Below are 23,139 nucleotides of genomic sequence, written 5' to 3' on the forward strand. Positions count from 1 at the left end.
CGAACCCGGAAGCTAAGGCCACCTGCGCCGATGGTACTGCACTCGACAGGGTGTGGGAGAGTAGGACACCGCCGGAACATCATTGCGAAAGGCCCCCAGCATCATGCTGGGGGCCTTTTTGCGTTCCCCGGAAAGGCGTTGCGGGCAGCTACGCGGTCGGGCGACTAGCGTGGTGTCATGGCGACGACGAGGATCGGAACCCACATCCACGCATCCCGCGCGGAGGTCTACCGGCTGCTGCTCGACGCCGACGCGGTCAAGGAGTGGATGGTGCCCGACGGCTTGACCAGCGAGGTCCACCGGTTCGAGCCGGAGGTCGGCGGATCGTTCTCGATCACCCTGATCTATGACGAGGGCACCAGCTTGCAGCACGACGCCTACTACGGCCGGTTCCTGGAGCTGATCCCGGACCGGAAGGCGGTCGAAGTGATCGAGTTCGTCACCGAGATGCCGGACATGACCGGCTCCCAGACCGTCACCATCACCCTGGCAGACGAGGACGGCGGCACCCATCTCGAAGTGCTGCACGAGGGTGTGCCGTCGGGTCTGAGCCTCGCCGACAACGAAACGACCTGGCGGATGGCTTTGCGGAAGCTCACCGCGCTGGCCGAACGCGGCACGGTCGACTGACCGGCGCGCCGGGCGACGACCCGGCGAACCCTACAGTGGAGGGATGTCGTCGCCGGTTCGGCATCCGTCGACCGTCGCGGACTACGACGATGCGCGACGGCGGGCCCGGCTGCGGGAAACCCGCCTCGGTCACCGCTGGACGGCTTGGCGCCGTACCCGGCTGACGCTGTTGCGCTGCGCGATCGCGCTGGTGGCGGTGGGGGCGCTGTTCGGGCAGTACTGGCGCTACGACGTGGCGCCGGAGCGGGAACGTCTGTCGCATACCGCGCCGGCGCTGGTGCCGGTCGCGCCGCCACTGGCCGCGGCGGGCTGGGACACCGCGGTCATCGACCTGGTCGGGCTGGGTGGGTTGAACGCGGCGCCGACCGCCGCTGCGCTGCCGTCGCTGCGGCTGCTGGGTGTGGTGTGGGCGGTGCGCTACGACAATGCCGGCATCGACACCAAGGTGATCGCGGAGATGATCGTGCGGGCGACGCGACAGGCCGGGGTGCGTGACATCGTGCTGGTCGGGCACAGCATGGGCGGGGTGATCGCGCTCGAGGTGGCCCGGCACATCCACCTCGGCAGCGACCGCAGGCTGGTGGCGGTCATCCTGGACTGCACCCCGGTGGACCTGGACGCGGTGCGGCCACAGAGCCGGGGGCACGGCACCGATCTGGTCCGGTTCATGGGTTGGTTGCCGGGGGCACGCGAGAGCAGGTTGTTGCGTTTCGCCGTCGAGATGACGGCGCGCCGGGAGCGGTTCGTGCAGCGCCGTGGCCTGTTCGTCGACATCGATGTCGCGGAACTGGGCGCGGCGACCGCGGAAGTGCTGCGCGACAAGATCTTCTCCCGCGATGCCGCGAGCAACGGGCTGATCGAGGCGCAGTTCCTCGCGATCGTGGCCGGTGGCGCGACGGCGGATCTGCGCGCGCTGGCCCGCCGGACGCCCGGCAAGCAGCGGCCCGCGATCGTGTACATCCGGCCGCGCGACGCCGACCGCGATCCGGTCGTCGATGTGGAGTATTCGCATCAGGTGCTCATCGAGATCTCCGGCGGGGTGGACGGCACGTTGCTGGTGGTGCGGCCGCGCGAGATCGAGCATGCCGATCCGCGGCAGCGGCCCGCCGAATACAACGCGATCATCGAGACCCAGGTGCTGCCGTTCGTGCAGCGCTACCAGCGGGCCGGACCGCCCTGAACGAATGGCCGGCGATTCGAATCACGGCAAGGCTAAAGGTATTGGCTCAGTGCCGTAATTGCTTCAATCCGAACTGTGTCCCGACCGAAGAATTTCCCGCCCGTGCGGCAGTTGAGTCTCAACGCGTTCATCTACCCGTCCGGTCATCACGAGGCCGCGTGGCGGCATCCGGACAGCAGGCCCGACCGCATCTACGACGTCACCTACTATCAGGAGATCGGCCGCACGGCCGAGGCGGCGAAGCTGGACGCGGTGTTCTTCGCCGACGGACCCGCGCTGCGCACCGATGTGCGCCACAATGCCGCACCGGGGCTGGAACCGATCACGCTGCTCACCGCGATCGCCTCGGCCACAACGCATCTGGGCCTGATCGCGACCGCGTCGACCACCTACTACGAGCCCTACAACCTGGCGCGGCTGTTCTCCTCGCTCGACCACATCTCCGGTGGCCGGGCCGGCTGGAACATCGTCACCACCGGAACGGATCTGGCCGCGGCCAACTTCGGTCTCGAACGACACCCCGACCACGCCGAACGGTACGCCCGCGCACGGGAATTCGTGGACGCGGTGGTCGGCTTGTGGGGCAGCTGGGAGGACGACGCGATCCTGCTCGACCGCGACGCGGGCGTCTACGCCGACCCGGACAAGATCCACCCGATCGACTTCGTCGGTGAACACCTCAGTGTGCGTGGGCCGTTCAACTCCGCGCGGACGCCGCAGGGACATCCGGTCCTGGTGCAGGCGGGTGCGTCCAATGAGGGCAGGGCCTTCGCCGGCAAGTACGCCGAGGCCATCTTCACCGCCCATCAGCGGCTCTCCGACGCCCAGGCGTTCTACGCCGACATCAAGGGCAAGGCCGCGGAGTACGGGCGGACCGCCGACCAGGTGAAGATCCTGCCGGGGATCAGCCCGTTCATCGCCGATACCGAGGCGGCGGCGCAGCGCCTGGAACGCGAGTTCAACGAGCTGACCGTGCCCGAATACGGGCTGCGACAGCTGGAATCCATCACCGGGACCTCGCTGCGCTCGCTCGCGCTGGACGAGCCGGTACCGGTGGAGACTTTCGCGGGTGCGGGCGATGTCACCGACAACGCGCGCAGCAGGCTGCAGGTTGTGGCCGGGATCGTCGAGCGGGAGCGGCCGACCCTGCGTGGACTGCTGTACCGGCTGGCCGGTGCGCGCGGGCACCGGGTCTTCGCCGGTACGCCCGAACAGGTCGCCGACACGATCGAAGAATGGTTCACCCAGGGCGCGGCCGACGGCTTCAATGTGATGCCGCCGTACTACCCCGGCGGGCTCGAGGTGTTCGCCGAGACGGTGGTGCCGATCCTGCAGGAGCGCGGGCTGTTCCGTACCGAGTACACCGGGACCACGCTGCGCGATCACTTCGGGCTGGCGCGCCCGCAGAGCCGGTTCGCCCGTTCCGCTGCTCTCTCGGGATGACGGCCCGCGCGCCCAGCGGCGATCCCGCCGGTGCCGGTGGACCCACCCGACGCGGAAGCAAACGCACCGCCCGACCAGGGCACCGTTCCGGTCGCCGGACACGATCCCGCAGAGGAGGCCGCCATGGCGCCCTCGCCGCTGTCACGCGCGGATCGGCGTGCGGGCGTGCGGTTCTCGTGGTCGATGGGTCGATGAGGTGACACTGACCCGACGATCGGAATCGGCCGGCGACCAGGCAGAGTCACGCACCCGGCTGCGGTCGCTGGCGGTGGCGGTGTTCGTGCCGTCGGCGGTGTACGGCATCGGTTCCGGTGCGGCGGCTCCTATGCTGCCGCTGCACGCGCTGGAACTCGGCGCCTCGGTGGGGACCGCGGGTGTGGTGGTCGCCATGATGGGCTTCGGGCTCATCCTGGGCGACCTGCCCGCCGGGTGGCTGGTGGCGCGGACGGGGGAGCGGCGGGCCATCGCGCTCGGCTCACTGGCCTGTGCGGTGGGGCTGCTGATCGCCATCGTCGCACCGAATATCGCGGTGTTCGCGCTGGGTCTGTTGATCAACGGCGTCGCGGGGGCGGTGTGGGGACTGGCCCGGCAGACCTATGTCGTCACCGTGGTGCCGGGTGCGGACCGGGGACGGGCCTTCTCGGCGCTGGCGGGGTGGATGCGGTTCGGGTTCTTCACCGGGCCGTTCCTCGGCGCGGGCGCCGTGCACTGGCTCGGGCCGGTCGGTGGGCTGTGGATCCAGTTCGCGGCCATGCTCGTCGCGGGGGCCCTGGTGTTCGCCATGCCGGAGCCGGGCGGTCCACCCACCGTCGTGAGCGAGCACACCATTCGTTCGGTAGTGGTCGAACACCGCAGAGTGCTGGGCACTCTCGGGCTCGCGGCGCTGCTGATGGGTGCCGCGCGGGCGGCCCGGCAGTCGCTGTTGCCGCTGTGGGCAGTGCACGTCGGTGCCGATGCCGCGACGACCAGCATCGTCTTCGGCATCGCGGGCGCGGTGGACGTGCTGATGTCGTACCCGTCGGGCATCTGGCTCGACCGCTACGGGCGTCGAGCCATCGGCGTACCCGCCATGATCCTGTTCGCCGCCGGCTACGCGGCGCTGCCGTTCGCGGGCTCGGTCGCCGGACTGACCGCCGTCGCGGTGCTGCTCGGATTCGCCAACGGGTTGAGCAACGGGGTGATCATGACCGTCGGCGCCGATGTCGCCCCACCCGGCCGGCGCGCCGAATTCCTCGGCGCCTGGCGGCTGACGCACGACATCGGCATGTTCGCCGGGCCGATCGCGGTAGGCGCGATCAGCGCGGTCACGGTACTGGGCGCGGCCGCGGGCACCCTCGCCGTCGCCGGGCTGGGCGGTGCCGCCGCGATGTACCGCTGGTTCCCCGGACGTGTCATCGCCCCGGTCGAGCTGGGCGGTGTGGCTCACCGCGTTTCGCAGACGAGTGACCACGTGGGGTCGCGGCCGGTGCGGTCGAGCAGCGGCGCGGCGGGATCGACGGGGACCTCGGGACCGTAGTTCCCATCGCGCGGTGGCCTCGGCGTAGGCCCGGACCTTCGGGGAACCACCGACCGACTACGCCCGGCGTTGTGGGCCGCGCTGAGCCGTTCAGCGGACGCGGGCGCCCAGGATGCTGCGCACACCCGCGATGAACAGTTGCAGGCCGAAGTCGAATCGGGCGGTGGCATCGGGGGTTTCGAGCAGGGGAGAGGAGTCCTCGGGCAGCGCGCCCGCAGAGTCCATCTGCATGCGTGACTGTTCGTCGACGGTCTGGCCGAGCACGTAGTAGAGCAGGGTGTAGGCGGTGAGTTCGGCTTCCTCGCGGGTCATCCCGGCGCGGATGACGATGCCGGCCAGCCGTTCGCGCGCCTTGCTGGTGGTCAGGCGGGAGGCGTAGGTGGCCGAGACCAGTTCGGCGCCGTCGCGATAGGCGAGCAGGCAGTCGCGCAGCCGATGCGCCAGTTCGGCGACCTGGCCGTGCCATTCGGCGGCGGTGACCGGCTCGTCCATCGGCGCCAGAATCCGGTCGGCGACCGCGCCGAGCAGCGACTGCTTGTCCTTGACGTGCCAATACAGCGCGCCCGGTTGCACCTGCAGCGATCCGGCCAGCCTGCGCATCGTCAGATCGGCCAGGCCGTACTGGTCCAGGATCTCGACGGCGGCGTCGATCACATCCGATTTCCGCAGTTGCACGCGCGTCCTTCCGTCGATTTCGCCGACCCGAGTGTAGTGGCTCACTCTCAGCCGCTACCCTATCCTGAACACCGTTCAAGTTGCACGGCTACGTCGGGGGGATCACCCCCTCGGCCGTGCGTACCCCGACGAAGGGACAACACGTCGTGACGCAGGCACCCGTCCAGACCGACATTCTGGCCATCGCCCGTGAGCAGGTGCTCGAGCGCGGCGAAGGACTCACCGAGCAGCAGACCGTCGAGGTGCTGCGCCTGGGTGACGATCGCCTGGAAGCGCTGCTCGAGCTCGCCCACGAGGTGCGGATGAAGTGGTGCGGTCCCGAGGTCGAGGTCGAGGGCATCATCAGCCTCAAGACCGGCGGCTGCCCCGAGGACTGCCACTTCTGCTCGCAGTCGGGCCTGTTCCAGTCGCCGGTGCGCGCGGCCTGGCTCGACATCCCCAGCCTGGTCGAGGCGGCCAAGCAGACCGCCAAGACCGGCGCCACCGAGTTCTGCATCGTGGCCGCGGTGCGCGGTCCGGACGCGCGCCTGATGGCGCAGGTCGCCGCCGGTGTGGAGGCCATCCGCAACGAGGTCGACATCCAGGTCGCCTGCTCGCTGGGCATGCTGAACCAGGAGCAGGTCGACCAGCTCGCCGCCATGGGCGTGCACCGCTACAACCACAACCTCGAGACCGCCAAGTCGCACTTCCCGAAGGTCGTCACCACGCACACCTACGAGGAGCGCTGGGACACCCTGCGGATGGTGCGCGAGGCCGGCATGGAGGTCTGCTGTGGTGGCATCCTCGGCATGGGCGAGACCATCGAGCAGCGTGCCGAATTCGCCGCGCAGCTGGCCTCGCTCGAGCCCGACGAGGTGCCGCTGAACTTCCTCAACCCGCGTCCCGGCACCCCCTTCGGTGACCTCGAGGTGCTGCCCGCCGCCGATGCGCTGCGCGCTATTGCCGCGTTCCGCCTGGCGCTGCCGCGCACCATCCTGCGCTTCGCCGGTGGCCGCGAGATCACCCTGGGCGACCTGGGCGCCAAGCAGGGCATGCTCGGCGGCATCAACGCCGTCATCGTCGGCAACTACCTCACCACGCTGGGACGTCCGGCCGAATCCGACCTCGACCTGCTCGGCGAGCTGAAAATGCCGATCAAGGCGTTCAACGAAACCCTCTGACGACACGTAGGGTGACTGACATGGACGAGCGCTACAACCCGTTCACCGGCAAGCGGATCGTGCCCGGTCTCGACGACACGACCCCGGCGTCGGCTGCCCTCGGGCTCGAACCGCCCCGGTTCTGCGAGCACTGCGGGCGCCGGATGATCGTGCAGGTGAGCCCCGACGGCTGGTGGGCCAAGTGTTCCCGGCACGGGGTCATCGAATCGGCCCAGCTGGAACGCCGCTAGTGCTCGGCGATCAGCCGCGCCCCGAGGTGTTGCGGCGCGAGGTGACCGGGGTCGGTGTCGTGGCCGGCCTGGTCCTCGTGGCCAGCGCGGTCGCCGGGGTGGTGTGGGGTCTGCTCGCGCCGACCGAACGGCTGCGGGTCACCACGCCGGGCCGCGCGGCGGTCCTCACCGGCGAGAGCCTGCATCTGTTCGACGCCATCGGCATGTTCCTGTGCCTGGGCGCGGCGGTCGCGGTACTGAGCGTCGCCGCGGCCTGGCGGGTGCGCGGTGTGCGCGGGCCCGCGCTGGTCGCCGGGATGCTGGCGGCCTCGGGTCTCGGTGCGGCCGTGATGATGTGGGTCGGCGAGTGGGTGGCCGGGCTGCGTCATCCGCACCCCGTCGATCCCGCGGTCGGCCAGATCGTGGCGCTGCCCGCCGAGGTGGGCACCCAGCTCGCCCTGCTCGTGCAGCCGTTCCTGGCCGCGCTGGTGCTGCTGTTCCTGGCCGCCCTGCATCCGCGCACCGATCTCGGTTCGGGCACAACGGGTCTGCTCGGCGACCTGCGCCCGGCCGAATTCGACGACTATCCGGCCCCGGCGACGGTCCAGGAGTATCGGCCCAGCGACGATTTCGACGCGACTGCGCAACCGCGCGGCTGAACCGCCCCCGACCGCTAACATCGCGAGTATTCGCAGGTGGGCGGCTCGGGAGGAGCGGTCATGGGTTTCATCGGTGACGGCCCGGTGGTCGAGGAACTGGACGCGAGATTCTGGCGGCTCACCGAACCGCTCACCTATCAGGGGGCGGTCGAAACCTTCACGGTGCCCGCGGGATTCCGCACCGACTTCGCCTCGGTGCCGCGCGCGCTGGTCTGGTTGATCCCGCGCTACGGCGCCTACACCCGCGCGGCGATCCTGCACGACTATCTGTGCCGCACCGAGGTGGTGGGCCGGGCCGACGCCGACGGGCTGTTCCGGCGGTGCCTGCGCGAATTCGGTGTCACGGTGCCGCGCCGCTGGATGATGTGGGCGGCGGTGCGATTCGGTTCGCGGCTGCGCGGCGCGACGGCCGGTGAGGTGCTGCGCTGGGTGCTGGTCGCGCTGCCCTCGGTGGTGTTCCTCGCCGTGCCGGTCACCGTGGTGACCACCTTCCTGTTGCTGTTCTGGCTGGTCGAGGTGGTCTTCTGGGCGTTCGGTCGGTTCGGCTCGCGCACGACGGCACCGCCGCCTGCCCCGGAGATGAAGACCACCTAGTACTGTAATGCCACTCGAGTGAGTGGCTTTGTCGCCTGCGTGAATGTCCGCTCGAAGGTCAATTCTTGTCCTTGCCAGCCATTTTCGCGGCCAACTGAAATCGAGCGCTATCGGTGGCGCTGAACTACGCTGGGCGCGTGGAAGTAGGCGATGAGATCGCTGGCTACCGGATCGAGCGTTTGCTCGGGTCGGGTGGGATGGGGTCGGTGTATCTGGCGAGGCATCCGCATGTGCCGCGGCAGGTGGCGTTGAAGACGCTGAACGAGTCGGTCGACGTCGACAGCGGGTTCCACGCCCGGTTCCTCCGCGAGGCCGAACTCGCGTCACGCTTGTCCCATCCCAACGTTGTCGCGATCCATGACCGGGGTGAACATGACGGGTGCCTGTGGATCGCCATGCAGTATGTGCCCGGTTCCGACGCCGCGCGACTGATCGAGGACCAGCCCCGCGGTCTGGAACCGCGCCGTGCGGTCGAGATCGTCACCGCGGCCGCAGCGGGCCTGGACGCGGCGCACGCGGCGGGACTGCTGCACCGCGATGTGAAGCCAGCGAATATCTTGGTGACGTCGACCGGCTGGGTGTTGGTCGCCGATTTCGGTATTGCCCGCGACACCGCCGCCACCACCGCCCTCACCGCGACCGGCGAGGTCGTGGCGACGCTTGCCTATGCAGCGCCGGAACAGCTCAGCGGCACAGCCGTCGATCACCGCGCCGATGTCTATGCGCTGGGCGGGACGCTCTACAACCTGCTCACCGGCGTCAATCCGTTCCCGCGCGCGACGCCGGCGGAGGTGGTGTACGCCCACTTGGTCGACCTGCCACCCAAGCCGAGCGAGATCCGGCCCGAGCTCCCTGCTGGTCTCGACGGGGTCATCGCTCGGGCACTGGCGAAAGCGCCCCGGGATCGTTACCCGAATTGCGTGGCACTGGCCGCAGACGCCGCCGCCGCGTTGAGTGGCGCGCCCATCGACGCCGGGGGTGGCAGGCGATCGGGGTATTTCGGCCGGTGGCCGCGAGTCCGGGTGTTCGTCACCGCGGTGCTGCTGGTTCTGGCGCTCGCCGCGGCGGGCGGTGTCTTCGCTGCTGTCGCGTCACAATCCGGCGTTCGGGTATCCGCCATACCTCGGTCGGTGACCGATAACGGCGAATCCGGGCCGTGGGGTGTCTACGACCATATTTTCGCCGCCTTCCCAGATCTACTGCCGCGCGCACCGTTTCGGAGCGGGTACCGGGGTTTGTGGTGCAGGGTCATCAACTCCAAGAGCGACCGGCCGTTCAAATCGTTGGACGTGCGGTTTCAGGTGCAGCAGGTGTACTGCTGGGCAGACAGCGACCCACTCGAGGATTTGGTCCTCACCTGCAGGGAGGATCGCGTTCTCGTAAGCACCGATCTGTCGCGTTGGCAATTCCCACCACACGAGGAGCGCTGGTCACGGGAAACAGACAGCGGCCGCCTGCTCTGGGGCACGGCACTGCTCGACGGCAAGGAAGTGGGTGGGTTAGAGGTGATTTTCGACAACCCTGATCGGAATTTCTGCGTCATGCAGGCGTATTCATATTCGGTGACAGGCGCCGAGCTGCGTGACTCCTGGTGGCCCGATGCACCGATCTGAACGACCCACTACTGTCACGCTGGCGTTGTTGTCGGCGGTTGTCGCGCTGATGGCGTGTGTGGTGTCATGCGGCGAGGTGGCGGCGAACATGGATACGGGTGCCTACGCCACCGATCCGATGACGGTGCCGGCCGAGACCAACGAACGGTACGGCAGGATCATCGAATCCGCGCGACTCGCCGATGCCGTCATCGCGCCCTCGACCGTCGACAGCAATCTGAGCGACCTCGCACCGAGTCTGATGCCGAAGCCGCAAAACACCAGGAAGACGCTGGCTGTCGCGGCGCAGCCGATTCTTGCCCGGCACGGCATGCTCGCGGGGTTCGCGACGTTCGGCGCCGCGTGCGACCGAACGGATTGCCCGCCTCCCGGGTGGACACGGTCACTGCGGGTCACGCTGCTGAGCATGCGTGACGCAGCGGCCGCGCAGACCGCGGCCCGGGAGATCGAAACGGCAGATTTCGCGATGAGCGACGACAACGTCCCGGTTTCTCTTGCGGGGCACCCGACGGCGCTGAGCCATTGGCGGCCGACAGTACCCACGCTCGGCGTGGTCGTCGCCCGCCGCAGCTTCATCATCGCGTTGTTCATCAGATACCCCACACCGGACCTGGATGCGATGACGCGACTGGCCACCGCGACGTTGGACGCCCAGTTCGACCTCGCCGACCGGTTCGTACCGACCCGCGAGGATCTCCTGGACGAGCTGCCTCTCGACCAGGACGGACTCTTGAGCCGGATGGTCCCCACCGAACGGGGCAGCTGGCCGTACCCCTCGATCTCTGGTACCACATCCCCGGCGGTCGAAGCCGGTGAGGGACTCGTTTTTCGCGGTAGCGGCGTTGTCTACGGACCCGGCGGCGCGCGACTCGTCCTGGTCTCGACCGGCAAACCGATCCCGAGTCCGGAGCTCATGGCTGTCGTCGATCGCAGATGGCTGTTACGAATGCCGGATCCCGAAGCCGCCCGAACGATGATGCGCGGCTACACGATGCTGGCGATCAGCGACTCCCCCACTACGCCGGTCGCGCCCCCACCCGACGTCCCGGAGTCGTTCTGCCACCGCTACGAGGAGATGGTGCCGATGTACGTCTGCTTCCTCACTGCAGGCCGGTACTTCGCCACAGTGAAGGGGCACGACATGAAATCGGCACACCAGATGGCGGCCGCCCAGTACACGTTGATGGCCGCGCTCGAGCCGATGAGTGAAGTGCCATGGCGACGCTGACCCGCGGGGCAGTCATCGCCGGATACCGCGTCGAACGCCGGATCGGCGGTGGCAACATGGGAGAAGTCTATCTAGCCGGTCATCCTCGGTTGCCGCGCGCGGACGCGATCAAGGTACTGGCTCGGCACCGTCTCGGCAACGCCATGGCGCACGCCCGGTTCCTGCGGGAAGCCGAACTCGCCGGCCGGATCCAGCACCCCAATGTCGTGACTGTCTACGACTGCGGCGTCGACGGGGGAACACCCTGGCTGGCAATGCAGTTCATCGCCGGCGTCGACGCAGCCGAACTACTGCGACGGACGCCCGGAGGCTTAGCTCCCGGAGCGGCGGTCGATATCGTCGAGGGCGCCGCCCGCGGGCTCGACGAGGCACATCGGATGGGTCTGCTGCACCGCGACGTCAAACCGGCCAACCTCCTTCTCGCCGCCGGTGAGACCGGGCCTGGCCAGGTGCGGATCACCGATTTCGGCATCGCCCGCGCCTTGGACGACACCTCCACGTTGACCGCCGCGAACGCGGTGCTGGCCACCATCGCATATGCGGCGCCCGAACAGGCCGGGGCAACAGTCTCCGATCATCGCGCCGATGTGTACTCACTGGGTTGCAGCCTGTACGAACTACTGACCGGCGCTCTCCCGTATCCGCGCGCGGGCGTGGGGGCGATTGTGCACGCACACCTGTCGGCCCCGCCTCCTCGTCCCAGCAAACTCAATCCGACGGTGCCCAAGGCGCTCGACGGCGTCGTAGCCCGGGCGCTCGCAAAGAACCCGGACGACCGTTACCCCAGCTGCGGGCACCTTGCGACCGCCGCCCGCAACGCCCTGCACGGCCGCACCGAGCCGGCACGGCGCTGCGCTCGCCGGGCACGCCGCGTAGCGACCGCAGCGGTGGCCCTGCCGCTCGGCGTGATCGTGGCCGGCGCCGGATTCCTCGCGCTCCGAAACGACTCCGGCTCGGCGGCGGGTGCTCCCGCGCCCCCGCCTGCGCCACCGTGGGGGGAATTCCAGCAGGTCGTGAATACCTTCCCCGACCTGCTGCCGACAACCCCAGCTACGACGGGCCCCCGCGGCCTGCGGTGCTCGACGAAGGTCCGCTCGAACGCGGCCCTGGACGAACGTATGCTGAACTGTATCGAGCCGCACGAGGCGAATGTCGGCGGAGACCTGATACTCGTCGTCACCTGCAATTACGACGGCTTCATATATCCACCACCCGCACCCGAAACGGGTTTTGAAATCGAGTCGTGGTCACGCAGATCCGGATCGGGGACTGTGGGCTGGAAGAACGATGAGGGGGGTAGCGGCGGGCGGCTTCAGGTGCAGTTCGACGGTGCACCCCGCGAAAGTTGTTCACTGGTAGTGGGAGGCGGTATCCCGGGCCGGGAGATTTACGAAAGATGGTGGCCGGATGCACCGATCTGACGCCGGCGCTGCTCCGTGGCGTGCGGCACGCCGTATGCGCCGTTCGGTCGCCATCATGCTCACCACCACGGCACTGCTCACAGGATGCGCCGGCCGGTCATCGATCCTGGGCAGCCCGACACCCGCCCGCCCCGACCTGTCCGCCTTGGACACCGGCGACTGGGGCACTATCCCTCTCACTGCGCCCCCTATCGACAACGACAACCACGGGCGCCTGCTGGAAGCCGCCCGCATCGCGGAGGTCATGGTGTACCCCCACGAGATCGATCCGACCCTGCGCGACGGCAACGACGCCACACCGGTGCACTCCCTGGGGCGAGTCGAGGCGCTCGTCCCTGAAATCTCCAGCCGTGTGATCCAGCCGTATGGTCTGGTCACCGGATTCACCACCATCAGGCAGGACAGAGACAGCCGTACGCAGGACGGCGGCACCCCGCGTACGTTGCGAATAACGGTACTGAGTTTCTTCGGCGACGCTGAGGCCGCCGCCGCGGACCTCGCAGACCGCATCCGCACCGTCTCCGGCACCAGTACGGTCGAGATCCCGGAGCATCCCGAGGCGTTCGGCCAGTGGACACCCGATATCCCGTTGCTGACCGTGTTCACCGCTCGAGGACCGTTCGTCATCGCACTCTCCGCGACACACCCCACTCCGGACCCCGTCGCCGCACTCCCACTGGTTCACGCCGCGCTGAACAAACAGGTCGCGCGCTTGGACCAATTCGAGGCGACCGCCCCGGAAGCGCTGTCCTCGCTACCGGCGGACCCGGACGCGATGCTCAGCCGCACACTGCCGCAGATGCCGTACAGCTGGACCCACCCGACCGTTGACGCGCCGTTCCAGCCAGCCAGACGCTCCGGGTGGCTGCCCTCGGAACGTTCGGGCTCGGGAATCGTCTACGGCGCCCGTGGCAGCGAACACACGCTGGGGCCTTTCGTCGATGAAGATGAAGCCGACGAACCACGCAGAGAACCGAGCGATCGCGCTGTCTTCCTCGCGAACCGAATGCTTCTACGTTTCCCCACCAGTCGAGGCGCCCGAGCCCAGTACGACCACGCGAACGCCGCGCCCGACGGCGGCGACGCGCAGGTCGAAACAGATATCCCACAGCTCGGCGCTGTCGCCGACATCACCTGCTTCGAAAACTCTGTCGCGCCACGTTACGCCCAGTTCTACTGCTATATCCTCGACCGGCAATACTGGGCCGCAGTCTTCGCATCCGACAAACGTGCTGTCGGCCAGGCGGCAGCGGCGCAGTACGCATTGCTGGTGAACAGCAGGTAACGCCACCGCCTCGACGGCTTTGCGGCCACCGGTCAGCGGACCGAACCACCTTCCTGGACATCAGAACCAGCCCGGCTGCGATTCACCCGGAACGGGCGATGCGCGCGCACAACGCGCGCCCTAGCGTCGACGCCGTACTCGCTGTCGAGGCGCTAGGAGACACCGATGCGTATGCCCGGCCAGGTCGCCTCGCCGCAGCCCGTGTGGTCGATTCCACGCGGGCTGATCGTGCTGTTGTCCGTGGCCGCGGCGGTGGTCGCCATCGCGGGAATGAAGTCGTTCGCCGGTGTCATCGGCCCCACCTTCCTCGCGCTCATGCTCACCGTCGCGGTGCAGCCGGTGCAGGAGTGGGCGCGCCGGCGCGGCTGGCCCGCCTGGCTGGGCATGCTCATCGCGTTGTCGGCGGTGCTGTTCATTCTCGTCGGTTTGGTCGGGGCGCTGGCGCTGTCGGCCTACCAGCTGGCCTCGCAGTTGCCCCAGTACGCCGGCCAGCTCGACGACCTGCTCGACTACGTGCGCGATCTGCTCGCCGACCTCGGCGTGAGCAGCGAACAGATCCAGAAGGCACTGCACAACATCGACATGAGCAAACTGGTCGGGCTCGTCGACGACCTGCTCGGCGGTGCGATCGGGGTGTTCTCGAATCTGTTCTTCGTCGGCGCGCTGGTGCTGTTCATGGCCGTGGACGGGATGAGCATCGGCCGGCGCATGGGCGTGGTGGCGCGGGAACGGCCTGCGATCGCGCACGCGCTCGGCGAATTCGCCTACGGCACCCGCAAATACCTGATCGTGTCGACGGTGTTCGGCGCGATCGTCGCCGTGCTCGACGGTGGCGCGCTGTGGTTGATGGGTGTGCCGTTGCCGCTGCTGTGGGCGCTGCTGTCGTTCATCACCAACTACATCCCCAATGTCGGGTTCGTCATCGGCGTCATCCCGCCCGCGCTGCTGGCACTGCTGGACAGCGGGCCGATGCTGATGGTCTGGGTGATCGTCGTCTACTCGGCGATCAACTTCGTGATCCAGTCGATCATCCAGCCGAAATTCGTCGGCGACGCCGTGGGATTGAGCGTCACGGTGACCTTCCTGTCGCTGGTGTTCTGGGCGTGGGTGCTCGGTGGTCTCGGCGCCGTGCTGGCCGTCCCGCTCACCCTGCTGGTCAAGGCATTGCTGCTCGACATCGATCCGTCCACCCGCTGGGCCGACGTACTGATCGGCGCGCCACTGAACAAACAGGAACTCGCCGAGGAACGAAAGGACGATCCGTGACCACCAATCCCTATGAACCGCACCCGGTTCGGCAAGGTCTCGCCGCGGGCATCACGATGCTGATCGTGGTGCTGCTGCTGGTGTCGAGCGTGCTGTCGATCCTGCGCGGCATCGCCCAGATCGCCGGGGACGAGCTGTTCGCGCGGGTGCCCGAGTACAGCTACGACTTCAGCTTGACCACCTGGGGCTGGGTCAACGTGGTGCTCGGCGTTCTCGGTGTCTGCGTCGCGGTCGGCCTGATCCTCACCGCCACCTGGGCCAGAGTGCTCACGATCTGCGTGGTGGCGTTGTCGATCATCGGCAGCTTTCTGTCGCTGCCGTACTACCCGTGGTGGTCGGTGATCGTGATCGTCATCGATGTGATCATCATCTGGGCCGTGACCAGCTGGGGGCCCTACCGCCGCTGACCGGCGAAATTCGGTGGCGCCCACCACCCGGCGTCCCCTACCGTCGACCGGTCAGCATTCCCCGGGGGAGGACCACGCCGTGCGCGCCACCGACAACCAGACCACCGACCAACCCACCGAACGCCCCGATCTCACCGCCTGGCGCCGCCGCCACGCCCTGCGCAGTTCCGCGGCCGCCACCGCGGTCCCGAGCGGCCGCACCTACCGGCGCTCCGCCAAGCACCGCGACCGCCGCTACGAGTAGGCCTGTTCCGAGTAGGGTAGGGCCATGTCAGCCCCGCGTAAGCAGCCGGAACGGCTGGTCGGCGTCGAGGAATTCCTGGCGGGTCCACCGGAGGACTTCGGTGACATTCACGACGGGGTTCTGCTCGAATGCATGGCGCAGTCACCGGCGCACGATCTGGTCGTGCGCCGGCTGTCCGCTGCTCTCGAATACGCCATCGATCCCGATGGACCGTGTCGCGAAGTACACAGCGATACCCCGATCCGTCTGGCCGACGGCGAGTCGGCCGACGACACCCGTCGGCTGCGGGCCCGCTACCCCGATGTGTTGCTCCGGGACTGCGGTGCCGGTCCCTACGACGTGCGGACGGTCGCCGAACAGATCCTGCTGGTCGCGGAGATCACCTCGGAAGGCACTGTCGACGCCGATATCGGCATCAAACGCGAACTGTATGCCCGCGCGGGGATCCCGGTGTATCTCATCGTGCACTTCGACAAGGACTGGCAGCAGATCACCGAGATCGAGGAATGCCGCCTCGATTGGTCGGGCCGCCGCTACATCACCCGGCACACGCATACCGATGCCCTGGTGCTGACCAGTCCGGTGCACCTCGCGGTGACCTTCACCGATTTGCAGAGCCGGCTGCCTCGTCGCCGCTGACCCGGCGCGGGGTCAGGTCGGGGGGCGCAGGGCGGCGAATTCGTCGGTGACGCGCAGGCCGGAATCGGTGAAGCGGTAGAGGGCGGCGGGGCGGCCGCCCGCGCGGCCGGAGGGGGCGGTGGCGCCGGTGGGGGTGATCACCTTGCGGCGGGTGAGGACGCGCTGGAGGTTGGTGGTGTCGACGTCGTAACCCAGTGCGGCGCAGTAGATCTCGCGCAGGATCGACAAGGTGAAGATCGCGGGGGTCAGGGCGTAGGCGATATTGGTGTAGGACAGTTTGGCGGCCAGGCGGGTGCGGGCGTGGTCGACGACGGTGCGGTGGTCGAAGGACATGTCCGGCAGGGCCGCGACCGGATGCCAGCGGGTGTCGCGCGGCAGTTCCGGTTCGGTGGTCAGCGGGACCAGGCCCAGATAGGCCGAGGCGATCCGGCGCGGTGCGGGCACCCGGTGCGGGTTGCTGAACACCGAGAGCTGCTCGAGGTGTGAGAGCTCGCGCACGTCGACCTTCTCGGCGAGCTGGCGGCGCGCGGAGGTGTCGAGGTCCTCGTCGTCACGTAACCGACCGCCCGGTAGCGACCAGGTGCCCTTTTGCGGGTCGAGTGCCCGTTCCCACAGCAGGACCGCCAGCTCCGGGTGCCTGGAACGGCCCGAAACGCTGCTACCTGCGGAAATGTCGGCGGGGAAGCGGCGAACCTGGAACACCGCGGTGAGCGATTCGTGGATGGTGTTACTATGGGGCACGTTTTCGATTATAAGTCGAAAACCTGGTTTGGTGCGAATCGCGGCGACGGAGCCGCTCGCACGAGGAAGGGAGCCACCATGGCGACGACGACTGCACTGCCGCTGATGGGTTCGGTGTTCGACGGTCCCACCGGATACGCGGGTGTCGAGGCGACGCCGGAATGGGCGCAGGAGGTGCGACGGCTGGCGCGCGAACGCAATGCCACCATTCTCGCGCACAACTACCAGCTGCCCGAGATCCAGGACGTGGCCGACCACGTCGGTGACTCGCTGGCGCTCTCGCGGATCGCGGCCGAGGCCGAAGAAGACACCATCGTGTTCTGCGGCGTGCATTTCATGGCCGAGACCGCCAAGATTCTCAGCCCAGCCAAGACCGTGCTCATCCCGGACGAGCGGGCCGGCTGCTCGCTGGCCGACTCCATCACCGCCGACCAGCTGCGCGAGTGGAAGGCCGAACACCCCGACGCGATGGTGGTCTCCTACGTCAACACCACCGCCGAGGTGAAGGCGCTCACCGACATCTGCTGCACCTCGTCCAACGCTGTCGACGTGGTCGCCTCGATCGACCCGGACCGCGAGGTGCTGTTCCTGCCCGACCAGTTCCTCGGCGCGCACGTCAAGCGCGAGACCGGCCGCGACAACATGCACATCTGGGCCGGCGAATGCCACGTGCACGCCGGCATCAACGGCGAGGAACTCACCGAGCAGGCCCGCACCCACCCCGACGCCGAACTGTTCGTGCACCCGGAGTGCGGCTGCGCCACCTCGGCGCTGTACCTGGCCGGTGAGGGCTCGTTCCCGGCCGACCGCGTGCACATCCTGTCCACCGGCGGCATGATCGACGCCGCCAAGCAGGCCAAGTCCACCCAGGTGCTGGTCGCCACCGAGATCGGCATGCTGCACCAGCTGCGCAAGGCCGCGCCCGGCATCGACTTCCAGGCCGTCAACGATCGCGCCTCCTGCCCGTACATGAAGATGATCACCCCGGCCGCGCTGCTGCGCTGCCTGGTCGAGGGCGCCGACGAGGTGCACGTCGACCTGGCGATGGCCGAGGCCGGACGCGCGTCGGTGCAGCGGATGATCTCGATCGGCAACCCCGGCGGTGGGGAGTGAGGCCGTCGACCGCCCGGTCGGCGCGGTAACGACCATGACGCTTCCGATCTCCTGGGAGGCCGAGGTCGACCTGGTGGTCGTCGGCGGCGGCGTCGCGGGGCTCACGGCCGCGCGCACGGCGTCGCTGCACGGTCTGCGGGTCCTGATTCTCAGCAAGGGCGGCCCGACCGACACCTCGACGCAGTACGCGCAGGGCGGCATCGCGGTCGTCGCGCCGCAGGGTGATTCGGTCGACTCGCACGTGCGCGACACGGTCGAGGCCGGTGCCGGGCTGTGCGAGGTCGCCGCGGTGCGCTCGATCGTCGAGGGCGGTCAGACGGCGGTGGCCGCGCTGACCGATCTGGGCGCGGTGTTCGATCTCGGCCGCGACGGCCAGATCTCGCGCACCCGCGAGGGCGGGCACAGCACCCGCCGGATCATCCACGCAGGCGGCGACGCCACCGGCGCCGAGGTGCAGCGAGCGCTGAACGCGGCCGGGCTGCCGGTGCTGTTCGGCGCCGCCGCGCTGCGGGTGCTGACCGGGCCGGACGGCGTGCGTGGCGTCGTCGCGGTGTCGGCCGACGGCTTCGGTGTCGTGCGGACCCCCGCGGTGCTGCTCGCGACCGGCGGGCTCGGGCAGCTCTACGCCTCGAGCACCAATCCGCCCGGGGCGACCGGTGACGGGGTGGCGCTGGCGCTGTGGGCGGGTGCCGCGGTGGCCGACCTCGAATTCGTGCAGTTCCATCCGACGGTGCTCTACACGCCGGGCGGGCTCGGCCGGCGCCCGCTGATCAGCGAGGCCGTACGCGGGGAAGGCGCGAATCTCGTGGACGCCCAGGGTGATTCGGTGACCGCCGGGGTGCACCCGCGCGGCGACCTGGCACCCCGCGATGTGGTGTCGCGGGCCATCGCCGAGCGGATGCGGGCCACCGGAACCGATCACGTCTACCTCGACGCCCGCCACCTCGACGGCTTCGCGCGCCGTTTCCCGACCATCACCGCCTCCTGCCTGGCGGCGGGTATCGACCCTGCGGCCCAGCTGATCCCGGTCGCGCCGGGCGCGCACTATCAGTGCGGCGGTGTGCTGACCGATACCCACGGGCGGACCAGTGTTCCGGGGCTCTACGCCGCTGGCGAGGTCGCCAGGACAGGGCTGCACGGGGCGAACCGGTTGGCGTCCAACAGCCTGCTCGAAGGTCTGGTCGTCGGCGAACGAGCCGGAGCCGCGGCAGTCGAACGACTCGGTGTGCGTGCCGAAGTGGCCGAGATCGACTCGTGGACAGTGGAATTCGCTGATCGTGCGGTGGTGCAGCAGGCGATGACCGAACACGCTTCGGTCGTGCGCGACGGCGCGGGACTGGTGTCCGCGCTGGCCGGGATCGAGGCGGCGCTATCGACGGCATCGCCACTCGACGCGCTCGCCGGTCGGACCCACACCGCGACGTCCAGCCGTATGCCGGCAGACGATGGTGGTTTCGAGGCTGCTCGCGTCTTGCGGTGGATCGAGGATGCCGCGCTGACTGTGACTGCCCGTGCGCTCCTGGTGGCCGCCGCGGACCGGGCGGAGAGTCGGGGCTGTCATACCCGGGCGGACTTCGCGGGACCGGTCGACGAGCGGCGGTACAGCACGGCGGTGCGGTGGGGTCTGGGTGGCGAAATCGTCGTCGCGGCAGTGGATTCCAGTGTTCCGTTGGGGGCTCGGTGACTGTCGTTGCGGACGCTCGGGCCGGTCTGCCGGACGGCGTCGGCGTATCGCGGGTACCGGTGACCGGCCGGTGCTCGGCAAGCAATTCCGGTGGGGCGCAGGATCGCTCCGCCCGATCGAACCGGTGCGTGGCGCGCCGGAGAACAGGAGTGCAGTGATGGCGCTGGATGCCGGCCTGGACCGCGACGAACTGCTGACGCTGATCCGTACCGCCCTCGACGAGGACCTGCGCTACGGGCCCGATGTCACTACCGTGGCCACGGTGCCCGCGGACGCGGTGAGCAAGGCGTCGGTGGTGTCGCGCCAGCACGGCACCGTCGCCGGGATCGACGTGGGTCTGCTGGTGCTCGACGAGGTGCTCGGCGCGGGCAGCTACGAGATCACCGGCCGGGTCGCCGACGGTACCCGGGTGGCGCCGGGCACCTCGGTGCTGAGCGTCGTCGCCCCCACCCGCGGCCTGCTCACCGCCGAACGGACCATGCTCAACCTGGTCTGCCACCTCTCCGGGATCGCCACGGCCACCGCGGCCTGGGTCGACGCGGTCGAGGGCACCGGCTGCCGGATCCGCGACAGCCGCAAGACCCTGCCCGGCCTGCGCGCGTTGCAGAAGTACGCGGTGCGGGTCGGCGGCGGCGTCAACCACCGGATGGGTCTGGGTGACGCGGCGCTGATCAAGGACAACCACGTCGTCGCCGCCGGCTCGGTGGTGAACGCGTTGCGCGCGGTGCGCGAGCTGGCGCCCGAGATCGCCTGCGAGGTCGAGGTCGACAGCCTCGAGCAGCTCGACGCTGTCCTCGCCGAGAACGTCGAACTCGTCCTGCTCGACAACTTCCCGCTGTGGCAGACCCAGGCCGCCGTGCAGCGCCGCGATGCCACCGCGCCCGCCACGAAACTCGAGTCCTCCGGCGGCCTTTCGCTCGACCAGGCCGCCGACTACGCGGGCACCGGCGTCGACTATCTCGCCATCGGTGCCCTCACCCACTCGGTCCGCGTCCTGGACCTCGGCCTCGACATGTGAACACGGCGGGCCCGGCCGGGTTCGGGCCCGCCGTCACCACTGCGCCCACACGCTGCGCTCACCGGCCGCATGCCACCATCCCGGCGGCGACGGACCCACCGGCCGCGACGACGGCTGATCGGGGTGTAGCCCGAGTGGCCGTAAAGCATCGGCGCGCACCGCGATGCCGACCACGCAGCCCGTCCGCCCGTCGGCCCGCTGGACCCGCATGAGGTGGTACACGATGTCGTTCGCGGCGAACGGCATCCAGTCGATCCCGCGTTCGCGCAGTCAACCTCGCAACGCGCTGAGCGGCCTCGGCGCACCGGCGGCATTGTCGTAGCGCAACAGCGAAACCCATTCGGGCTCTGGGGTACTCCTCATCGGACCAGTCTGCCGGAAGTCAGCAGGAGCGCACCATCGTCTGCTGATGGACTCGCCTGCCCTGATAGCGCAGGCCGGGCACCTCGGCCGGTCGGTCGACGGGGGCGAAGCCGACGCGGGTGAAGAAGGCGACGGCCCGGGTGTTCTCGGTGAGGGTCTGCAGATAGCAGCCGGGGGCGCCCGAGGTGCGGGCGTGGTCGAGGAAACGGTGGATCAGCGCGTCGGCGGCGCCGGTACCGCGGGCGGCCGGGGCGAGATTGATGTGCAGGTGGGCGGGGTAAGCCGGATCGGTGTACTCACCGGCGAGTTCGCGGCGGCGCAGGCGGGCGGCGACGGTGTCGGCGACGGCACGGGCGAAGAACAGGGCGGGACCGCGACGCAGGACCAGGCGGTAGCGGCGGATCGCCTCGGTCATCCGGGCCTCTTCGCTGGGGAAGGTCGCGGAGTTCACGGCACCGACGAGGTAACCGGTGATCCTGCCGTCGTCGTCGACCGCGACGAACACCGACTCCGGTTCGTGGTCGAGATACGGGTCGAGATAGATCGCCGCTTCGGATTCCGGATGACCCCACAGCGAAGCGGTCGGCGAGCCTTCGCCGACAATCGGCGCCAGCGCGTGGAGTTCGGCCCGGTCGGATTCGGTGAATTCACGGATCTGCACGCTGCCGACGCTACCGGTCGTCGCCGAGTCCCCGCGGCGACCAGCCTTCCACCGCTGGTCGCGACAGGGATCGGTCATCGCCCCGGGGCAGGCACCCCGCGACACTCACTCGGTGAGTTCGCGTTGCAGCGGAGTCCGGAAGCGGGGGATGGCCCGCACCGCACCGAACCAGGCCGCGGTGCGCTCGGTTTCGGCGTCGACGAGCGCGCGGGTCTCGCGGCCGACATCGTCGAGCAGGCGGGTGACGATCTCCCCGTCGGCCCGCTGCGCCCAGCCGCCGACGATCCGGCCGTCGGCCCAGATGGTCGGTCCGATATTGCCGTTGCGATCGAACAGGGCGGGCGCGTGCGGGCCGAGGAACCAGTCCCGGGACTGCCAGCCCATCGGCGTGGGGTCCAGGGCGGGCAGCAGCGCGGCCCACGGCTCGGGTTCGGGCACCGGGTCGAGATCGTCGGCCAGCAGCACGGCCGGGGTGCCGTCGAGGTCGACCTCCACGATATCGAGCTCGGCCAGCGCCTTGCGGACCTCGCCGAGCGTCCAGCCCGTCCACCACTTGATATCGGTGATCGGGGCCGGGCCGAAGGCGTAGAGCCACTGCCGCACCAGCTCGGCCCTGGCCTCGGCGACCGGAATCGGCGAAACCGGCTGGGGCAGCCAGGTTTCCGCGGGTACCCAGGTGTACTGGCTGCTGGTCCAGCTGCCGTTCGGGCGGCCGCGCACGATCCGCCCTTCGGCACCGAGCACCACCAGCACCCAGGTGGTGATGTTGGTCGGCTTGGAATAGGACTTGCCGGGCGCGGTGTCGATCTGGGTGCGCAGGCGCGGCACGTCCTTGCTGAGCTGGGCGCCGGTCGCCGCGCCACGGGTGAGCAGGGCCGCGTGCGTCGCGGACTCGACCTCGGCCAGCCACGCCGCGACATCGCCGTCGACGACACCGGCCTGTTCGATCAGCCGGCTGTAGTTGCGGCGCTGCTTGTGGGCCAGCGCGTCACAGGTCGAGGACTGCAGGACCGGCACCAGCTCGGTGGGCGCGACGAACATGGTGCGGCGCATGGCGAGCAGCCGCACCAGCGCGCGGTCGTCGTAGAGCGCGCGTTCCATGTCGGCGGGGGTGAGGCCGATACTGCGCGCACCGACCGACAGATACATCGTCGCCGGGTCGGTGGCGTGCAGCACCACCAGCGATCGCGTGATCGCCAGTGGGTCGGTGGAGCGGGTCGACGGTGCGAGCCGGTGCCTGGTCGCCAGGCGGGCCCGGCGCTGCGCGATATCGATCGAAGGCATGGGCGGATCGTAGGCGCGGGCACCGACAACAACCCCGCGCATACTGTCCATTTTGTGCAGAACGCCCGGTCGTCGTTTTCGCTCCGACGCGCGAATCCCGTTGCTA

24 protein-coding genes are annotated in these 23,139 nt (G+C 69.1%); 19 read left to right on the forward strand and 5 right to left on the reverse strand.

The window, feature by feature from the left end; translation table 11 throughout:
• Window positions 1-177: 177 nt before the first annotated feature.
• From ACFXK0_RS24325 to ACFXK0_RS24340, 4 genes are all read left to right on the forward strand, one after another.
• Window positions 178-630, forward strand: coding sequence for an SRPBCC domain-containing protein (locus tag ACFXK0_RS24325; protein ID WP_379413048.1), 453 nt, complete (start codon window positions 178-180; stop codon window positions 628-630).
• 43 nt (window positions 631-673) lie between these two features.
• The gene (locus ACFXK0_RS24330; protein WP_379413049.1) at window positions 674-1,810 is read left to right on the forward strand and encodes an alpha/beta fold hydrolase; all 1,137 of its coding nucleotides are present in this window, start codon (window positions 674-676) and stop codon (window positions 1,808-1,810) included.
• Window positions 1,811-1,912: 102 nt separating this feature from the next.
• Window positions 1,913-3,253 (forward strand): LLM class flavin-dependent oxidoreductase, encoded by a 1,341-nt coding sequence (locus ACFXK0_RS24335; protein WP_379413050.1) that lies wholly within the window; start codon window positions 1,913-1,915, stop codon window positions 3,251-3,253.
• Window positions 3,254-3,449: 196 nt separating this feature from the next.
• On the forward strand, window positions 3,450-4,769 hold the full coding sequence (locus ACFXK0_RS24340) for an MFS transporter (protein WP_379413051.1): 1,320 nt from the start codon (window positions 3,450-3,452) through the stop codon (window positions 4,767-4,769).
• 90 nt (window positions 4,770-4,859) lie between these two features.
• On the opposite strand, the gene ACFXK0_RS24345 is transcribed toward ACFXK0_RS24340, so the two are convergent.
• Window positions 4,860-5,444, reverse strand: coding sequence for a TetR/AcrR family transcriptional regulator C-terminal domain-containing protein (locus tag ACFXK0_RS24345; RefSeq protein WP_379413053.1), 585 nt, complete (start codon window positions 5,442-5,444; stop codon window positions 4,860-4,862).
• A 146-nt stretch (window positions 5,445-5,590) separates the two neighbouring features.
• Here ACFXK0_RS24345 and bioB point away from each other — a divergent pair, with 146 nt between their 5' ends.
• From bioB to ACFXK0_RS24405, 12 genes are all read left to right on the forward strand, one after another.
• A complete protein-coding gene (gene bioB / locus ACFXK0_RS24350; RefSeq protein WP_379413054.1) occupies window positions 5,591-6,604 on the forward strand; it encodes a biotin synthase BioB in 1,014 nt (337 codons plus the stop codon).
• Between the two features lie 20 nt (window positions 6,605-6,624).
• A complete protein-coding gene (locus ACFXK0_RS24355; protein ID WP_379413056.1) occupies window positions 6,625-6,834 on the forward strand; it encodes a hypothetical protein in 210 nt (69 codons plus the stop codon).
• Entirely contained in the window at window positions 6,834-7,472 is a 639-nt protein-coding gene (locus tag ACFXK0_RS24360) for a DUF2567 domain-containing protein (RefSeq protein WP_379413057.1), read from the forward strand. Before ACFXK0_RS24355 ends, ACFXK0_RS24360 begins: the two co-directional genes overlap by 1 nt.
• Before the next feature lie 60 nt (window positions 7,473-7,532).
• Complete coding sequence (locus ACFXK0_RS24365; protein ID WP_379413059.1) at window positions 7,533-8,066, forward strand: DUF1353 domain-containing protein; 534 nt, start codon at window positions 7,533-7,535, stop codon at window positions 8,064-8,066.
• 137 nt (window positions 8,067-8,203) lie between these two features.
• Window positions 8,204-9,679, forward strand: a complete 1,476-nt coding sequence (locus ACFXK0_RS24370) for a serine/threonine-protein kinase (RefSeq protein ID WP_379413061.1) — start codon at window positions 8,204-8,206, stop codon at window positions 9,677-9,679.
• 118 nt (window positions 9,680-9,797) lie between these two features.
• Complete coding sequence (locus ACFXK0_RS24375; RefSeq protein ID WP_379413062.1) at window positions 9,798-10,907, forward strand: hypothetical protein; 1,110 nt, start codon at window positions 9,798-9,800, stop codon at window positions 10,905-10,907.
• Window positions 10,895-12,328, forward strand: coding sequence for a serine/threonine-protein kinase (locus ACFXK0_RS24380; RefSeq protein WP_379413064.1), 1,434 nt, complete (start codon window positions 10,895-10,897; stop codon window positions 12,326-12,328). The genes ACFXK0_RS24375 and ACFXK0_RS24380 overlap by 13 nt, the downstream gene beginning before the upstream one ends.
• A 55-nt stretch (window positions 12,329-12,383) precedes the next feature.
• Window positions 12,384-13,613 (forward strand): hypothetical protein, encoded by a 1,230-nt coding sequence (locus ACFXK0_RS24385; RefSeq protein WP_379413065.1) that lies wholly within the window; start codon window positions 12,384-12,386, stop codon window positions 13,611-13,613.
• Window positions 13,614-13,778: 165 nt separating this feature from the next.
• The gene (locus ACFXK0_RS24390; RefSeq protein ID WP_379413067.1) at window positions 13,779-14,879 is read left to right on the forward strand and encodes an AI-2E family transporter; all 1,101 of its coding nucleotides are present in this window, start codon (window positions 13,779-13,781) and stop codon (window positions 14,877-14,879) included.
• Complete coding sequence (locus ACFXK0_RS24395; RefSeq protein ID WP_379413069.1) at window positions 14,876-15,286, forward strand: hypothetical protein; 411 nt, start codon at window positions 14,876-14,878, stop codon at window positions 15,284-15,286. The genes ACFXK0_RS24390 and ACFXK0_RS24395 overlap by 4 nt, the downstream gene beginning before the upstream one ends.
• Window positions 15,287-15,365: 79 nt before the next feature.
• Entirely contained in the window at window positions 15,366-15,530 is a 165-nt protein-coding gene (locus tag ACFXK0_RS24400; protein WP_379413070.1) for a hypothetical protein, read from the forward strand.
• 24 nt (window positions 15,531-15,554) lie between these two features.
• Complete coding sequence (locus ACFXK0_RS24405) at window positions 15,555-16,169, forward strand: Uma2 family endonuclease (protein WP_379413071.1); 615 nt, start codon at window positions 15,555-15,557, stop codon at window positions 16,167-16,169.
• A gap of 12 nt (window positions 16,170-16,181) precedes the next feature.
• Here ACFXK0_RS24405 and ACFXK0_RS24410 read toward each other — a convergent pair whose 3' ends face one another.
• Complete coding sequence (locus ACFXK0_RS24410; protein ID WP_379413073.1) at window positions 16,182-16,910, reverse strand: NUDIX domain-containing protein; 729 nt, start codon at window positions 16,908-16,910, stop codon at window positions 16,182-16,184.
• A 78-nt stretch (window positions 16,911-16,988) separates the two neighbouring features.
• Between ACFXK0_RS24410 and nadA the strand changes: the two genes are divergently transcribed.
• The 3 genes from nadA to nadC all read left to right on the forward strand — a co-directional run bounded on the left by nadA (window position 16,989) and on the right by nadC (window position 20,725).
• Complete coding sequence (gene nadA / locus ACFXK0_RS24415; RefSeq protein WP_379413074.1) at window positions 16,989-18,023, forward strand: quinolinate synthase NadA; 1,035 nt, start codon at window positions 16,989-16,991, stop codon at window positions 18,021-18,023.
• 34 nt (window positions 18,024-18,057) lie between these two features.
• Window positions 18,058-19,707, forward strand: coding sequence for an L-aspartate oxidase (locus tag ACFXK0_RS24420; protein ID WP_379413075.1), 1,650 nt, complete (start codon window positions 18,058-18,060; stop codon window positions 19,705-19,707).
• A gap of 157 nt (window positions 19,708-19,864) precedes the next feature.
• Complete coding sequence (gene nadC, locus ACFXK0_RS24425; protein WP_379413077.1) at window positions 19,865-20,725, forward strand: carboxylating nicotinate-nucleotide diphosphorylase; 861 nt, start codon at window positions 19,865-19,867, stop codon at window positions 20,723-20,725.
• A 33-nt stretch (window positions 20,726-20,758) separates the two neighbouring features.
• Here the strand turns inward: nadC and ACFXK0_RS24430 are convergent, their stop codons facing one another.
• From ACFXK0_RS24430 to ACFXK0_RS24440, 3 genes are all read right to left on the reverse strand, one after another.
• Window positions 20,759-20,971, reverse strand: a complete 213-nt coding sequence (locus ACFXK0_RS24430; protein WP_379413078.1) for a hypothetical protein — start codon at window positions 20,969-20,971, stop codon at window positions 20,759-20,761.
• Window positions 20,972-21,107: 136 nt separating this feature from the next.
• Entirely contained in the window at window positions 21,108-21,749 is a 642-nt protein-coding gene (locus ACFXK0_RS24435) for a GNAT family N-acetyltransferase (protein ID WP_379413080.1), read from the reverse strand.
• Between the two features lie 105 nt (window positions 21,750-21,854).
• Window positions 21,855-23,033 (reverse strand): winged helix DNA-binding domain-containing protein, encoded by a 1,179-nt coding sequence (locus tag ACFXK0_RS24440; RefSeq protein ID WP_379413082.1) that lies wholly within the window; start codon window positions 23,031-23,033, stop codon window positions 21,855-21,857.
• Window positions 23,034-23,139: the final 106 nt, after the last annotated feature.

Source organism: Nocardia sp. NPDC059177, assembly GCF_042755165.1.
Lineage (GTDB): Bacteria > Actinomycetota > Actinomycetes > Mycobacteriales > Mycobacteriaceae > Nocardia.

Bases quoted from the DNA above. Each gene is read 5' to 3' on its own strand.
- nadC (WP_379413077.1), top strand. From the start codon at position 19,865: ATGGCGCTGGATGCCGGCCTGGACCGCGACGAACTGCTGACGCTGATC.
- nadA (WP_379413074.1), top strand. From the start codon at position 16,989: ATGGCGACGACGACTGCACTGCCGCTGATGGGTTCGGTGTTCGACGGT.
- ACFXK0_RS24330 (WP_379413049.1), top strand. From the start codon at position 674: ATGTCGTCGCCGGTTCGGCATCCGTCGACCGTCGCGGACTACGACGAT.
- ACFXK0_RS24375 (WP_379413062.1), top strand. From the start codon at position 9,798: ATGACGGTGCCGGCCGAGACCAACGAACGGTACGGCAGGATCATCGAA.
- ACFXK0_RS24365 (WP_379413059.1), top strand. From the start codon at position 7,533: ATGGGTTTCATCGGTGACGGCCCGGTGGTCGAGGAACTGGACGCGAGA.
- ACFXK0_RS24440 (WP_379413082.1), bottom strand. From the start codon at position 23,033: ATGCCTTCGATCGATATCGCGCAGCGCCGGGCCCGCCTGGCGACCAGG.
- ACFXK0_RS24385 (WP_379413065.1), top strand. From the start codon at position 12,384: ATGCTCACCACCACGGCACTGCTCACAGGATGCGCCGGCCGGTCATCG.
- ACFXK0_RS24355 (WP_379413056.1), top strand. From the start codon at position 6,625: ATGGACGAGCGCTACAACCCGTTCACCGGCAAGCGGATCGTGCCCGGT.
- ACFXK0_RS24325 (WP_379413048.1), top strand. From the start codon at position 178: ATGGCGACGACGAGGATCGGAACCCACATCCACGCATCCCGCGCGGAG.
- ACFXK0_RS24405 (WP_379413071.1), top strand. From the start codon at position 15,555: ATGTCAGCCCCGCGTAAGCAGCCGGAACGGCTGGTCGGCGTCGAGGAA.
- ACFXK0_RS24430 (WP_379413078.1), bottom strand. From the start codon at position 20,971: ATGCCGTTCGCCGCGAACGACATCGTGTACCACCTCATGCGGGTCCAG.
- ACFXK0_RS24390 (WP_379413067.1), top strand. From the start codon at position 13,779: ATGCGTATGCCCGGCCAGGTCGCCTCGCCGCAGCCCGTGTGGTCGATT.
- ACFXK0_RS24420 (WP_379413075.1), top strand. From the start codon at position 18,058: ATGACGCTTCCGATCTCCTGGGAGGCCGAGGTCGACCTGGTGGTCGTC.
- ACFXK0_RS24380 (WP_379413064.1), top strand. From the start codon at position 10,895: ATGGCGACGCTGACCCGCGGGGCAGTCATCGCCGGATACCGCGTCGAA.